A 13,396-nucleotide genomic window follows, 5' to 3' on the forward strand; every position below is an offset into this window, starting at 1 on the left:
TCGGCTCGTCGGCGTAGAAAACAGCAATGATGGCACGCCCACGCGCCGCGCGCCGGACCGCGTAGACCCCACACCGCACCGCATGCACGAAAGCCCTAAAGATTGCCCGCCTCGCTGCCGTTAGGACAGCGATCAAACGACGATAGCCCCGCGGGATCCCCACGCGAGGGCGACAGAGGAGCGGGAGCACCAAATGGCATTGACGAACTTGAGCATTCGCGCACGCATGGGCATCGCCTTTGGCGCGGTACTGATCGTGGTGGCGGTCATGATGGCCACGGCGCTCGGCCGCGTGTCGCAACTGGAGGAGCGGCTGGCGGCGAAGCCCGCGGCGTCCGCCACCGCCGCCCCCGCGGACGACGACAGTACACGCGCGATCGTCTACGGGCTGGGGGCCTTCGCGCTGCTGGTGAGCGTTGTGGCCAGCATCGGCATTGTGCGCAGCATCGAGTCGCCGCTTGCGGAAGCGGTGTACATCGCCGAAACCGTCGCGGCCGGCGACCTGAGCAAGGAATTCGAGACCGAACGCGGCGGCGATTTCGGCCGGCTGCTAGGCGGCATGGGCGAGATGGAGGACATGCTGACGGACCTCGTCACGCGCATCAAGGCGGCAACGGACGCCATCTCGGTGGCATCGCACGAGATCGCCGCCGGCAATACGGACCTGTCGCAGCGGACCGAGGAGCAAGCCGCCACGCTGGAGGAAACCGCGTCCAGCATGAGCGAACTCACGTCGATGGTGAAGCTGAACACCGACCGTGCCCGTACGGCCAACGGCCTCGCCGGCGAAGCCTCGGGCATCGCCGAACGCGGCGGCGCGCTGGTCGGCAGCGTGGTCGAGACGATGGAAGCGATCAACACGAGCTCGCGCAAGGTCACGGACATCATTGCCGTGATCGAGGGCATCGCGTTCCAGACCAACATCCTCGCGCTGAACGCCGCCGTGGAAGCGGCTCGTGCGGGCGAGCAGGGGCGCGGGTTCGCGGTGGTCGCGGGCGAGGTCCGCACGCTGGCCCAGCGCAGCGCCGCCGCGGCCAAGGAGATCAACGTGCTGATCAGCGACTCCGCGCGCCAGGTGGAAAGCGGCTCGGCGCTCGTCGGCCAGGCCGGCGCGACCATGCAGGAGATCGTGCACGCAGTGCGCCGCGTGACGCAGATCCTCGGCGAGATCGCGACCGCGTCCGATCATCAGAGCGCGGGCATCGCACAGGTGAACGAGGCCGTGGCCCAGATGGACACCGTCACGCAACAGAACGCCGCGCTCGTGGAACAGGCCGCGGCGGCTTCGGCGGCGCTGGCCAGTCAGGCGCAGCAGCTGCAAAGCGTGGTTGGGGAGTTCAAGCTGGACGACGACGAGCCGGCCGCCGCCCGCTCCGCCGCGCGACCGTCCCACCGCCCCGCGCTGGCCCACGCCTGACGGCTCAGCGCGCTGCGGTGGGCTCGCCCAGCTCGTCCGACCGCAGATAGGGGATCACGGGCGCCCAGAATGCCGCGAGCCAATCCGGATTGGTCGCGGCGTTGTGCGGCAGGTCCTCGAACGTGACCAGCCGGTTCGCGCAGCGCGCCACCCGTGCGAGTTTCTGTCCATGGCTGTACGGGATCGTCGCATCGATGCGGCTATGCAGCAGCATCAGCGGCATTTTCAGCCGGCACACCCGTGCGGCATTGTCCCAGGGGTCTGGCAGCATCCACGCCATCCAGCCGGGCACGCGCCCCGTGGCCACCGCCGCGGCGCGCGCCGATGAAAAACCCGCTCCGATGATCGCGCCCACAGGCGCCGGCTGCAGCCGATGCAGCACATCGAGCAGGATCCCGGAGCCCAGCGAGTATCCCAGCACGTAGTGCCGCACCGCCCGTGGCGTGGCGGCGCGAAAGTGCGCATAGGCGGTCTTCGCATCCTCGCGCAGATTTCGCACGGTCGGCCGTCCGGTGCTCGATCCATACCCGCTGTAATCGAAGACGAACGACGAAATGCCCGCCGCATGGAGCAAAGCCTGCACGGGCGCCCAGTCCGACAGGCATTCCGAATTGCCATGGAACACGCACAGCGCCGGGGCGTTGGGCGCGGTGGCCTGCACGAAACAGCCGTGCAGCGTGCGATCGCCACTCGCGAACTTGAGAGACACGGAGGGCGCCCCCATCTGCTCTGGCGTGATGGCATTGTCGGCGCACGTATTGAACGCGGCCCGTTCTACCGAACGGAACAGGAGTTGCCGGCCCACGGCGGCGGCGGCCAGAAGCGCCAGCAGAGCCGCCGCGCGGGCTGGCGGCAGGCGCGATGCGGCGCGGGCGGGCTTGCCGAGGTCGTTCAAAGGCGGGTTCGAAGGCATTGAGTAACCAGTGTGGGGCGGGGCCATAGGCGATGCTATCGCATCGATAGAAACAATTTAGTGCGGCGCCACAAAAAACGCCTTGCTTATCTATCTAGTAGTAGATATCATTCGTTCCATGGTCGCGACACAGTGAGTCACAGACCAGCAGCACAGCAGTCAGTCAGTACCGGGAGTCGGTCTTTTTTTTAACGCTGATCCTCTACCTACCAGTAGATGTAGGTAGAAACGAAAAAAAGAGACCGCAAACAGACATCGAGGCGAAACGTAACGCCTCACCGAAACGGAGCTAGATCATGAACGCCAAGACCATCCTCACCGCCGCCGCCTTTGCCGCCGCCTTTATCGGTGGTACCGCCCAAGCCGCCCAAGGCGCGCGTGACCCGTACCTCGACGGTGCCCGCACCGTCAGCGAACCGCGCAGCACCTTCACCGACGGCGCACGCATCAGCAACCGCGATGGCTTCACCGACGGTGCCCGCACCGCCGACCCGTACCTCGACGGCGCCCGCGTCGGCAAGGCCGACCCGTTCACCGACGGTGCCCGCATTGTCGCCGGCCTGGACCGCGTGGGTGTCTCCGCCGAACCGAGCCGCAAGGTTGACCCGTACACCGACGGCGCCCGCGACATCAACCGCCCGCGTAGCCCGTACTACGACGGCGCCCGCGGTACCGATGTCTACAGCGACGGTGCCCGCACCGTGGCCGGCCTGGACCGGACCGGCGTCTCCGCTGAACCGTCGCGTCAGTTTGACGTGTACACCGATGGTGCCAATGCCTGACGGCAAGCTTTGAAGGCAGGTTGACGTATCCGGTCTCCTGCCTGATTGCGCCGAAACCGTCAGGACACATCCGCTGCGCGGACCCTCTCTCCCCGTGCAGCGATGTGTCCAGACGATTCCGGTAAATCCGGCAGGAGCCTCATGAGGGCTCCTGCTCTACTTGTAAAAATCAGAAAAAGAAAGGAGTTTCATCATGAGTATCCGGAACAGTGCCTTGATCCTCGGCGGGTGGGTAGCCCTCAGCCTGATCAGCGGCTCGGCGGTCATGCTGGTGGCGCAAACGCTGCCTATTTAAGGCGGTTGTGGCCCATGGGGCCGATACGGGAAATTCCCGGTTGAGTATCTATCTTCGTGTAGATAAACTTCCGAACTGACGCAACTTCGGACGCGGTGTCCGCCTCCTCGGGTATATGAAAACGCAACCTGTTCGCGAGCAACTGCTCGAGCACACGCTGGTACTGATCCGCCGCCGCGGTTTCAACGGCTTCAGCTACCGCGATCTGGCCGAACTGGTCGGGGTCAAGACCTCGAGCATTCACTATTACTTCCCGTCGAAGGACGACCTCGTCCTGGAAGCGGTCAAGACCTATAGTGCGCGCATCACCGAGCGCATGCGGAACATCAGCCCGGAACTGCCCCTGCTGGAGCAGGCCCGTCAGTATCTGGAACCGATCCGCGCCACCTGCGGCTCGGACCAGATCTGTCTGGCGGGCATGCTGTCCACGGAAGTCCTGAGCCTGCCCGAGTGCGTGCACAAGGTGCTCAAGGAGTTCTACGCGGTCAACGAGGCGTGGCTGACCAAGCTGCTCGAAAAGGGTCAGGAACAACGCGACATGCCATACCCGGTACCCCCGGCGATGCTGGCGCAGGTGGTCTACGGCGCCCTGCAAAGCGGCCTGATCGCGGCCCGCCTCTTCGGCAACCAGGACCGCGTGGAAGCCGCCGCCCACACCCTGCTCGGCGCATTGCAGAACGTGAAGTGCCCGAACCAGCTAGCGGCAGAAGCCGCCGCCGCGGCAGTCGCCTGAGCCCAGCCGCAGCCCCCTCAAAAAACCCCGCCCCGCGGGGTTTTTTTATTGCCGCTTGCCCTCGCGCCCCTCAGCCGCATCGGCAAACCGGTACGGCTTGCCATTGGCTAGCCGATATCGGAATTCCAACCGCCTCGCGCGACCGTGTCGCACAGCCATTGCGGGTCGTCGTGGGGCAGGTCGTGGCCAGCCCAGGGGTGGGCGGTGTGGGCCACCTGCCAGGCGGCGGCGAGGTGATGGGTGCAGATCGGGTTGACGAGGCGGTCCGCCGAGGAGGACAGGAGCAGGGTGGGGCAGGCGGGACGGGCGGGTTGGGTCTGAAAGCGGGCGGCGGCGATCAATTGCTGCCACGCCGCGCAGCGCGTGACGGGAGCGGATTCGGCGATGGCGACCCAGTCGGCCAGGTCCGTGTCGCGGGTGTCGAGTCTTTCGCAGGTCAGCCGGTGGATCGTCCGTTCGCAACGCACACGGTCGTGCCAGTGTCTGGCCATGCCAAGTAACGCGGCCCATGTGTCGGGGCGCAGGCGTTCGGTGACCGTGCTGAACGGACGCATGCTCGTGTTGATCAGCACGAGCCCCGCGATCTCATCGGGATAGGCCTGTGCCCAGTCCGTGGCGACCATGGCGCCGAGGGACATGGCGAGGATGCGGTAGGGTGGGCCCGGCAAGCCGATCGCCTGTTGCGCTGACTCGGGCGCGGCGCCAGCAACCGACGCCGGCCGCGCTCGCCATGCGCGCTCCGCGCTGGCCCTCACGTGTTCCCGCATGCCGCTCACCGTCGCGGGCACCCGGACATCGCGCTGCGTGCCATTGCCCGGCAGATCGAGCAGGAGCGGACGACCGAGGCCATGTTGCGCCCAAAGCGCCGGCAGCGTCCCCCAGTGGCGCGCCTCGCGGGTCAACCCGCGCAGGAAGATCCAGGTCGTCATGGCGCGGGCGGCCCCTGCCAGTGCTTGCGCGCCTGTTCGTGCAGCAGCGCGCGGCGTTCACCCTGCGGCAGCCAGCGTTCCGGCGAGAATGCAATGCGCCCGAGGAAGTCGAACAGGCTGACATGCCGCCGCAATACGCGCGCCGTGCGATGCGCCTTGATCGGATTGAAGATGCCGGCGCGCGAGAACAGCTGCCGCGGATTCTTCTTGATCCATAACCAGGACCCGAGTTCGAGCGTCATCGGCAGGAACAGGTGCCGCGCGGGCGTGCGATCGTACGCGTAGTCCCACAGGTCACCGTGCAGCAGATACTGATGGCTCTGCGGCTCGAACGCATAGCCGTGATGCGGGTGCGCCTGCTCGAACATCGTCTTGAGCAGATACATCTCCGGCAGATGGGGCATAGGTGCATGCGTGCGCGCATACGGAAACCAGATGCTGTCGCGCCAGCCGTAGCCGGAATGGCAATCCACCGCGAAACTCAGCGGACGCGAGAGCAACTCGCGCTCCACGACGTCGAGCAACGCCGCGCTCTCGGTCTCCATCGGCGCGCCGGCAGGTCCGCGAAACCATGGCAGCCACGGGCCGATGCGCTGACCGCCGGCCAGAAATGGCACGCGGGCATCCGCGTTCTGCGGAGCATTGCGCATGAGGTCCACGCCATTCGGATTGGCCCGCCGCCCCGCGAACATCCCTCCGGGATTGACGATCGGCATGAACACGAGCCGCACGGATTCCAGCTCGCGATGCAGCAAGGCATCCCATTGCAGGCGGCAGAGCACCGCGCGCATATAGTCGAGCACGAGCTGCGTCCCGATGCGTTCGAGCCCGTGAATGCCCGCGAAGATGCCGATGGCCGGTGCGTCCGGCGATGACGACCCGAGCGTGGCCACATGCACGCCGAACTGGCGATCGCCAACGGACACGCTGCACGCCTCGCGCGTTTCGAACCACGACGCGCCGAGTTCCAGCAGTGTCATCAGTTGGTCATACTCGGGAAAGCCGTCGGGGCTTATCGCGGCCATGCGGTCATGATTGGTGCTCGGGCGTGAGATCGTGCGATGGGTCCAATATAGGCGCCCCGGCCGCCGGCGTGGGCAGCACCACGCAATCGAGCAGCGCCGTGACCAGCCGCGTCGCGCGCCGCGCCTGCAGGCAATACAGATATTCGTGGATGACGGGCGCGGGCCCCGCGAAGGGAATCGCGCGCAGCGTCGGATCGCGCGGCACCTCGCCCACGGGCATCACGCTCACGCCGAGGTTGTGGCGAATCGCCTCGCAGATGGCTTCGCGGCTCCCGATCACCGTATGCGCGGGCAATTCGAGATTGGCGGCCGCGAGCGCGGACTCGGTGGCCTCGCGCGTCATGGACCCGCGTTCGCGCACGAGCAGATGGTGCCGCGCAAGTTCGGCGATATCGATTCGCGACGCGCGTGCCAGCGCGTGATCGGGGTGCGCGACAACGACGGTCGGATCCGCGGCGAGCGTCACGCGCGTGAGGCGGTCGTCCTCCACCGCATGCGAGGACACCGCGGCATCGATGCGGTAGTCGAACAGCGCATCGAGCACCGTCTTGGAATTGCCCGTCTCCAGCGTGACGCCGATATCCGGATACCGCTGACGGAATGCCGCGATGCTGCGTAGGATATAGAAGGGACCGGTCGCGCCGATGCGCAGCTTGCCGAAGCGCAGGCTGCCGGCGTTGCGCAGCAGGAAATCGGCATCGCCCTCCTGCTGCATCATCTGCTCGGCGAGCGGCATCAGCGCGATGCCCACGTCGCTGAGATCGACACGGCTCGCGCGGCGATGGAACAGCTCGACGCCGTAGATTTCCTCGAGCTGCCGGATGCGGCCCGTGACGGTAGGCTGGCTGATGCGGAGCTGCCTGGCAGCGGTGGTGATGCTGCCCTGGCGCGCGACTTCGAAGAAGGTCACCAGCAGGTCACCAAGCATGAATGGTCTGATCGATGGCGGGACGACCAGCGAGAGTAGCGCGCGATTATGACAATCTGGAGACGACATGAAGCCCCGCGCTTCATGAAAGAAGCGCGGGGCGGGTGGCAGACGACGTGAAGTCTGGCGATCAGCCGCCCATCGCCGGGTCGGACACCCCGTCCTTGCCGTTCTCGAGCCGGCCCGCGAAGCGCCGCGTGAAGCCGCCCTGCGGCGTCGTCACGGTGAAGTCGTACCAGTTACCCTGCGCGGCAAGCGCCCAGTTGCGGTCGATCGACTTGCCAGCGGGCACCGTGACGGTCTCGGGGCTGAAGCCGGCGTAGGCGTTCGGCGTCACCGTGAAGGTGCACGCGTTGGCGCCGCGGTTGATCAGCGTGAGGTAGAGGTTCGCATTGGCTTCGTCGTAGCACACGCGGATCTCGGGCGCCGCGGCACCGGATGCCGACGGCGTGGCCGCATCGCCGGAGAACGAGCGATGGAAACCGTTCGGGCCGACGACCCACAGATCGTAGCGGCCGTTCAGCAGGGTGAACACGTCCCACTTCGCATCGATCTCCTTGCCGGGATCCACCGCATAGCGGCGCGGCACGGCGTCGAGGTGCAGCTTGTCGTAGACGTGGAAGACAGCGGCCTGCGTGCCGTCGTTCTTGAACTTCAGCCACATCGCGCGATTGACCGGATCTTCCTGGCCGCTCACGTGCAGCGTGTACGGCAGCTTGCGCGAGGGGCGCGTGCCGGATGCCTGCTTCGGCAGCACCTGCGCGGCGACGGTCGGCTGCGCGACCTGCGGCAGTGCCTCCTGCGCGGTGCGGATGCCGTCGGCATCGGCCTTCTGCAGCGTCGGCAGCGAGGGCAGCGCGTTGACGTTGGGGTTCACGAAGTCGAACGCGCTCGTCAAATCGCCCATCACGGCGCGGCGGTACGCGCTGATGTTCGTCTCCGCGACGCCAAAGCGGGCTTCGAGGAAGCGCAGTACCGACGTATGGTCGAACACCTGCGAGTTCACCCAGCCCCCGCGGCTCCACGGGGACACCACGTACATCGGCACGCGCGGACCGGGACCGTACGGCTGCTTCGTCGTGTGGTATTCGCCGTCGGTGCTCATCGTTGTCGCGCCGATCGGCTGACCGGTCGCGTCGAGCGCGGGCACGGCGGGCGGCGGCACGTGATCGTAAAAGCCGTCGTTCTCGTCGAAGTTGATGAACAGCACGGTGCGCGCCCAGATGTCCGGATTGGCGGTGAGCGCGTCCAGCACCTGCTGCGTGTACCACGCGCCCTGTACGGGGCTCGACGGACCGGGGTGCTCCGAGTACGTGGCGGGTGCCACGATCCACGAAACCTTTGGCAGCGTGCCAGCGGCGATGTCGTCGCGCAGCGCCTGCAGGAAGCCGCCGTCGGGCATCGTGTTGCCGATGCCCTTGTAGAGCGGGCTCACCGCTTCGTCGGCGGTGGTGTACGCGGGGTACGGCGCGCCGTTGATCTGGTTGCCGCGCGCGGCGTTGGCGGCGCGATATTGCTGGAAGCCGGCGAGCGGGTTGTCAGTGAAGTTGTCCGGCATGTTCTGGTAGACCTTCCACGTTACGCCCGCTTCCTGCAGGCGTTCCGGATAGGTTTTCCAGGTGTAGTTGATGCTCGTGGCCTCGAGCGAGTCCCCGCTGTTGTCGATCACGGGGCCGCCGTGCGCGCCGGTCGGGTCGTTCGTGCCGGTCCAGTGGAACAGTCGGTTGGTGTTGGTGCCGCCGTGGAAGCTGCAGTGGTAGGCGTCGCAGATCGTGAACGCGTTGGCGAGCGCATACTGGAAGCCGGCTTCCGCCTCGGTGTAGTAGCCCATCGATTGCGGCTGCTTGAAGGTCGGCCAGCGGTTCATGCGGCCGAGGTCCCACGCGTTCTGCGCATCGGGAAAACTGTGCGGCGTGCCGTTGACGCGCTGGGCGTTGCCCTTGGTGCTGTCGAGGTGGTACGGCGTCAGCGTGCGCGTGACGCCGGTGCTCGCGTTGATATAGGTCTGCTGGAAAACGTTGAGGCCGCCGGCGAGCGGAATCGGGAAGCGATCGCCGAACCCGCGCACGCCTTTCATGGTGCCGAAGTAGTTGTCGAACGAACGGTTCTCCTGCATGAGGATGACCACGTATTCCACGTCGCGGATGGACTTCGTGGCGTTGTTGGCGGGAATGGCGAGGGCGCGGCGGATGGCCGGCGGGAACGCGGAGAGGGCGGCGGTGGCGGCGACGCCGGTGCCTGCCATCTTCAGAAAATTGCGTCGGCTGTTCGAGTTCATGGCGAGTCGATGAGGTTGCTTGCCGGTAGGCGGTGGATAGCGATGCGGCGAGGGGCGAGAGGCCAGGAGGAGGTCCGGCCGCTCAGGGCGCGCACTTCATCTGGGGCGTCACGGTGGTTGGCGGCGTGGTGTCGCCGCCCGTGGGCGGCGTGCCGGCATTACTGTCGGAGTCGCCGCCACACGCGGCGAGCGTCGCGCAAAGCAGCAGGGCGGCCAGCGACGCGACAGGGCGCGCGCGGGTCAGGATGCGAAGGACTGGTGTCATGGTGGGGTTCTCTCTTGCGGAGGACGGGACGTACTGCGCAGGATCGTAAGAAGGGGCGTTTTCGGCGCAATGACATTCGGCCCAAGAAAGCCGATGTCGGTATTGGCGCTTTTGGGACTTGCATTTTGTGATGCAAAGCGCATGTGATGAATGCGGCGCTACCACAAGCGCGAGACGTTTTTGTGCGAAAACCCGCGTGAGATCTCAATGAACTGCTGCGACGCAGCAATGCCTGTGCTATGGTTTTTAGACTTCGCCCTCTACCAGGGCTTGCGCGGCACGAGCGCGGATCGGCTATGGTCTTGCCCTACGATCTGAAAACCCGCGCCGGTACTGGCTTGGCGGGCGACAAAGGGGTCTGGAATGTGGCATTGCGGCCGCAAGTGCTGAAATGTGCGCAACGTTTCGACCCTGCTTGTAAACACGCCTTTGGTCACCAATCTGGCGATAGAAGGGACGTTTGCAGGGAGCTGCTTGGAAATGGATGCTGATTCACCTTACGTTTGGCACTACACGATAGGGACGCCGCTGGCGGCCATCGCGCGTACGGGGCAACTCGTGCCCGGCGCGGGAGGCGCGTGCGAGTCGTCGGCCGAGCCGTGCCAGAAGATTCTGTGGTTCTCTCGGAACCAGCAATGGGACCCGTCGGCGAGCAAGGACGACAAGCTGCGCGCGGACGCGCGCGGCCTGACGCGCGCGGCGCTGCATGCGCGTTTCGGTCTCTATCGATTCGGATTACGTGCCGACGACCGGCGGCTGTTACCGTGGCCGACCGTTACCCGTGTGGCGGACATCGACGTGCCCGATGCGATGACGATGGTCGCGAGCGGGCTGCGCTGTGGCGCGGCGCCAACGGACTGGATCGGGACGCTCACCGAGGTGCCGGTGAGCGAGCTCGTGTTCGAGGCATGGAATGGGCGCGGCTGGATCGCCGCGGATCTGTACGAGCTGGCGGCGCAGCTCGCCTAGCGGTTTGTTTTTTCAGCGCAAGTTTTACCGACTAAAGTTTTACCGACTGAACCCCCGCGCGGAGATCGGCCATACGGCCTCGACCACGCCCGCGCGTACGCAGACGACTTCGTCGTAGAGGTTCAGCGTGGGGTCGCAATGGCCCGGTACCAGCATCACGCGGCTGCCGAGCGTCGGTAGCGGGCTCGAAGCGGGAACTGCCGCCGGGCCCGAAGGCTTGACGATGCCATGCTCGTCGTTGGCCGCCACGTAGTCCAGCGCCCGCGACGGCGCGCCGACTTTCGCATCCCACACCCACGGCAGGCCCGAATCCACGGCCATCGATTTCAGTCCGGCATCGACGATCACGCGGTCGCCAGCGGCGACGCTCATCACCGTGCTCGCGATGAAGAGGCCGTGCGAGAAACGCATCGTGCCGGTATAGGCGTTGCTAGCATAGTCCGCGTCCATGAACACGTAGGAACCGGGCTGGATCTCCGTATAGACGCCGCTTTGCAGGTCGAACTCGACGCTGCCGCTGCCGCCGCCGGTCACGACTTCGCATTCCACGCCGGCCGCGCGCAGTGCCGCGACCACCGCCGCGGTACGGGCGGCTGCCTTCGCCGCCGCGTCGCGGCGCTCGTTCCAGTCGCGCAAATGCTGTATGCCGCCGTGGTAAGCCTGCAGCCCGCGCATATGCAGGCGCTCGAAGCCGGCGATACGCTGTGCAAGGCCCAGCGCCGCCGGACCGTCGGCCACGCCACAGCGGCCCTGGCCTACATCGATTTCCACGAATACGTCGAGCCGGCTGTCCGCGCGCTCGCATGCCGCCGCGAGCGCGTCGATCTGCGCCACGTCGTCCACGCACACGCTTAGCCGTGCATGGCGCGCGAGTTGGGCGAGAAGGTCCGCCTTGGCCGGGTTTGCGGCGTTGAGCGCGACCTCGTTGCTGATATGGATGTCCATGACGCCCGCCGCGACGAACGGCAGCGCCTCGCTGACCTTCTGGCAGCACACGCCCACGGCGCCGCGCGCAATCTGTGCGAGCGAGATGTCAGGACATTTGTGCGCCTTGGCGTGCGGACGCAGCTGGATGCCCGCGGCATCGGCGGCGGCCTGCATTCGATCGAGATTGGCCTCGAAAGCGTCGAGGTCCAGCACCAGCGAAGGGGTGTCGATGTCGTCGACGGACTGGCCCGGGCAGGCTGCGGCGGGAAGGGTCAGGGACACGGCGTCGAGGGGGTCGCGAGAGGCGGAGCGCATGGACATGGCAGTGGCATGGAAGGAGCGGCGAGCGTAGCATGGGCGCGCGCAAGTGTGGAGTGCGGCGCCTGAGGCGGTCGTTTTCCTTGCCTTGCGGAAGGCCGTCCCGCCTTGCGTCGGCGCGCGCGTTGACTACGATGAGGGGATGTCCGCGCAGACGACAATGAGGGGACGCGATGGCACAGACGGACTTCAGGGGCCTGCAGGTATCGCCGGCGAGCGCGCATTCGCTCGAGCGGTACGAGGCGGCGCTCAACCTGCTCCATGGGTATTACGGCGATCCGCTGTCCGTGATCGACGGCGCGCTCGTCGATGACCCCGACTTCGCGATGGGCCATGCGCTGCGCGCGGGCCTGATGGTGACGTCCGGCGACGGGACGGCCGAGCCGATGCTGCGGCAGAGCGTGGAAGCGGGCGAGGCGCTCGGCGCGCGCGCCAACGAGCGGGAACGCCGGCATTTCGCGGCGGCGCGGGCGTGGCTCGATGGGCGGTTCACGCAGGCGGTGCAGGCGTATGGCGATATTGCCGTCGATTACCCGCACGACATTCTCGCCATTCAGGTGGCCCATATTGGCGACTTTCTGCTTGGCCAGTCGAGCATGCTGCGCGATCGCATCGCCCAGGTGCTGCCGCACTGGAATGCAAGCGTGCCCGGCTACAGCTACCTGCTGGGCATGCATGCGTTCGGGCTCGAGGAGATGCAGCGCTACGAGGATGCCGAGGCGCGCGGGCGCGAGGCGGTCGCGCTCAATCCGCGCGATCCGTGGGCGATTCACGCGGTGGCGCACGTCATGGAGATGCAGGGGCGCCTCGATGCCGGTGTCGATTGGCTGACCGCGCGGCGCGAAGACTGGGCCGAGGACAACATGCTCGCCGTCCACAACTGGTGGCACCTTGCGCTGCTGTTGCTGGAGCGCGAGCAGCATGACGCGGTGCTCGCGCTCTACGATGACCATGTCGCGCGGCCCGCGCCGGCCATCGCGCTCGATCTCGTCGATGCGGCGGCGCTGCTGTGGCGGCTGCATCTGCGCGGGGTCGATGTGGGGAACCGGTGGATCGATGTGGCGGACGACTGGCTGTCGCGCGGCGCCGCTGGTTACTATGCGTTCAATGACGTGCATGCGATCATGGCGTGCCTTGGGGCGGGGCGGATCGACGATGTGGCCGCGCTGGTCAATGCCATGCAGGGCGCGAGCGCCGGCGCCGAGGGGGCTGGCAGTACCCATCGCGCCGGCAGCACGAATAGCAGGATGACGGCCGAGGTCGGCCTGCCCGTGGCGGCGGCGCTGATCGCGTTCGAGCGTGGCGACCATGACGCCGCGATCGCGGGGCTGCTGCCCGTGCGACAGATCTGCCACCGCTTCGGCGGCAGTCATGCGCAGCGGGACGTTTTCACGCTGACGCTGATCGAGGCGGCGCTGCGCGGCGGACGCGCGAACCTCGCCGATGCATTGCTGGCCGAGCGTGCGGCGCTCAAGGCGATGAATCCCGCGCTTGGCACGATGATGCGGCGCGCGCGGTCGTTGCGCGAGCCGGGCGGTTTGTCCGCGGCGATGCCGGACAGCATCGCGCATCCCTCGCGGGAGTCGCCGCGGTTTGATGCCTGAATTGATGCCTGAA

12 protein-coding genes are annotated in these 13,396 nt (G+C 66.7%); 5 read left to right on the forward strand and 7 right to left on the reverse strand.

Translation table 11 applies throughout. The features are described from left to right. The first annotated feature begins 193 nt into the window (after nt 1-193). Nucleotides 194-1,417, forward strand: coding sequence for a methyl-accepting chemotaxis protein (locus tag KHP16_RS10315; RefSeq protein ID WP_121491643.1), 1,224 nt, complete (start codon nt 194-196; stop codon nt 1,415-1,417). A 4-nt stretch (nt 1,418-1,421) separates the two neighbouring features. Here the strand turns inward: KHP16_RS10315 and KHP16_RS10320 are convergent, their stop codons facing one another. Beyond that, nucleotides 1,422-2,330 (reverse strand): alpha/beta hydrolase, encoded by a 909-nt coding sequence (locus KHP16_RS10320; RefSeq protein WP_211960120.1) that lies wholly within the window; start codon nt 2,328-2,330, stop codon nt 1,422-1,424. Between the two features lie 296 nt (nt 2,331-2,626). Here KHP16_RS10320 and KHP16_RS10325 point away from each other — a divergent pair, with 296 nt between their 5' ends. Together KHP16_RS10325 and KHP16_RS10330 are read left to right on the forward strand one after the other, a co-directional pair. Beyond that, nucleotides 2,627-3,112: a copper resistance protein CopQ gene (locus KHP16_RS10325; RefSeq protein WP_211960121.1), complete on the forward strand. Its 486-nt coding sequence runs from the start codon at nt 2,627-2,629 to the stop codon at nt 3,110-3,112. 410 nt (nt 3,113-3,522) lie between these two features. After that, the gene (locus KHP16_RS10330) at nt 3,523-4,140 is read left to right on the forward strand and encodes a TetR/AcrR family transcriptional regulator (protein ID WP_109583430.1); all 618 of its coding nucleotides are present in this window, start codon (nt 3,523-3,525) and stop codon (nt 4,138-4,140) included. Nucleotides 4,141-4,247: 107 nt separating this feature from the next. Here the strand turns inward: KHP16_RS10330 and KHP16_RS10335 are convergent, their stop codons facing one another. From KHP16_RS10335 to KHP16_RS10355, 5 genes are all read right to left on the reverse strand, one after another. Further along, nucleotides 4,248-5,069: an alpha/beta fold hydrolase gene (locus tag KHP16_RS10335; RefSeq protein WP_211960122.1), complete on the reverse strand. Its 822-nt coding sequence runs from the start codon at nt 5,067-5,069 to the stop codon at nt 4,248-4,250. Beyond that, nucleotides 5,066-6,094, reverse strand: coding sequence for a M14 family zinc carboxypeptidase (locus KHP16_RS10340; protein ID WP_211960123.1), 1,029 nt, complete (start codon nt 6,092-6,094; stop codon nt 5,066-5,068). The genes KHP16_RS10335 and KHP16_RS10340 overlap by 4 nt, the downstream gene beginning before the upstream one ends. A gap of 4 nt (nt 6,095-6,098) precedes the next feature. Then, complete coding sequence (locus KHP16_RS10345; RefSeq protein WP_109583427.1) at nt 6,099-7,022, reverse strand: LysR substrate-binding domain-containing protein; 924 nt, start codon at nt 7,020-7,022, stop codon at nt 6,099-6,101. Between the two features lie 130 nt (nt 7,023-7,152). Beyond that, nucleotides 7,153-9,300 (reverse strand): phosphocholine-specific phospholipase C, encoded by a 2,148-nt coding sequence (locus KHP16_RS10350; RefSeq protein ID WP_211960124.1) that lies wholly within the window; start codon nt 9,298-9,300, stop codon nt 7,153-7,155. A gap of 82 nt (nt 9,301-9,382) precedes the next feature. Further along, nucleotides 9,383-9,565, reverse strand: a complete 183-nt coding sequence (locus KHP16_RS10355) for a hypothetical protein (protein WP_109583425.1) — start codon at nt 9,563-9,565, stop codon at nt 9,383-9,385. A 480-nt stretch (nt 9,566-10,045) separates the two neighbouring features. Between KHP16_RS10355 and KHP16_RS10360 the strand changes: the two genes are divergently transcribed. Beyond that, nucleotides 10,046-10,534: a hypothetical protein gene (locus tag KHP16_RS10360; RefSeq protein WP_109583424.1), complete on the forward strand. Its 489-nt coding sequence runs from the start codon at nt 10,046-10,048 to the stop codon at nt 10,532-10,534. A 39-nt stretch (nt 10,535-10,573) separates the two neighbouring features. Here KHP16_RS10360 and KHP16_RS10365 read toward each other — a convergent pair whose 3' ends face one another. Next, nucleotides 10,574-11,782 carry a DSD1 family PLP-dependent enzyme gene (locus tag KHP16_RS10365; protein ID WP_244835744.1) on the reverse strand — a complete coding sequence of 403 codons (1,209 nt, stop codon included), beginning with the start codon at nt 11,780-11,782 and terminating at the stop codon, nt 10,574-10,576. A gap of 170 nt (nt 11,783-11,952) precedes the next feature. Between KHP16_RS10365 and KHP16_RS10370 the strand changes: the two genes are divergently transcribed. Next, a complete protein-coding gene (locus tag KHP16_RS10370; RefSeq protein WP_244835745.1) occupies nt 11,953-13,383 on the forward strand; it encodes a tetratricopeptide repeat protein in 1,431 nt (476 codons plus the stop codon). The last annotated feature ends 13 nt before the right edge of the window (nt 13,384-13,396 follow it).

Origin of the sequence: Cupriavidus plantarum (assembly GCF_905397285.1) — a bacterium.
Taxonomy (GTDB): Bacteria; Pseudomonadota; Gammaproteobacteria; order Burkholderiales; family Burkholderiaceae; genus Cupriavidus; species Cupriavidus plantarum.

Coding starts and splice junctions, on each gene's coding strand:
- KHP16_RS10315 (WP_121491643.1), top strand. CDS start 194: ATGGCATTGACGAACTTGAGCATTCGCGCACGCATGGGCATCGCCTTT.
- KHP16_RS10320 (WP_211960120.1), bottom strand. CDS start 2,330: ATGCCTTCGAACCCGCCTTTGAACGACCTCGGCAAGCCCGCCCGCGCC.
- KHP16_RS10325 (WP_211960121.1), top strand. CDS start 2,627: ATGAACGCCAAGACCATCCTCACCGCCGCCGCCTTTGCCGCCGCCTTT.
- KHP16_RS10330 (WP_109583430.1), top strand. CDS start 3,523: ATGAAAACGCAACCTGTTCGCGAGCAACTGCTCGAGCACACGCTGGTA.
- KHP16_RS10335 (WP_211960122.1), bottom strand. CDS start 5,069: ATGACGACCTGGATCTTCCTGCGCGGGTTGACCCGCGAGGCGCGCCAC.
- KHP16_RS10340 (WP_211960123.1), bottom strand. CDS start 6,094: ATGGCCGCGATAAGCCCCGACGGCTTTCCCGAGTATGACCAACTGATG.
- KHP16_RS10345 (WP_109583427.1), bottom strand. CDS start 7,022: ATGCTTGGTGACCTGCTGGTGACCTTCTTCGAAGTCGCGCGCCAGGGC.
- KHP16_RS10350 (WP_211960124.1), bottom strand. CDS start 9,300: ATGAACTCGAACAGCCGACGCAATTTTCTGAAGATGGCAGGCACCGGC.
- KHP16_RS10355 (WP_109583425.1), bottom strand. CDS start 9,565: ATGACACCAGTCCTTCGCATCCTGACCCGCGCGCGCCCTGTCGCGTCG.
- KHP16_RS10360 (WP_109583424.1), top strand. CDS start 10,046: ATGGATGCTGATTCACCTTACGTTTGGCACTACACGATAGGGACGCCG.
- KHP16_RS10365 (WP_244835744.1), bottom strand. CDS start 11,782: ATGTCCATGCGCTCCGCCTCTCGCGACCCCCTCGACGCCGTGTCCCTG.
- KHP16_RS10370 (WP_244835745.1), top strand. CDS start 11,953: ATGGCACAGACGGACTTCAGGGGCCTGCAGGTATCGCCGGCGAGCGCG.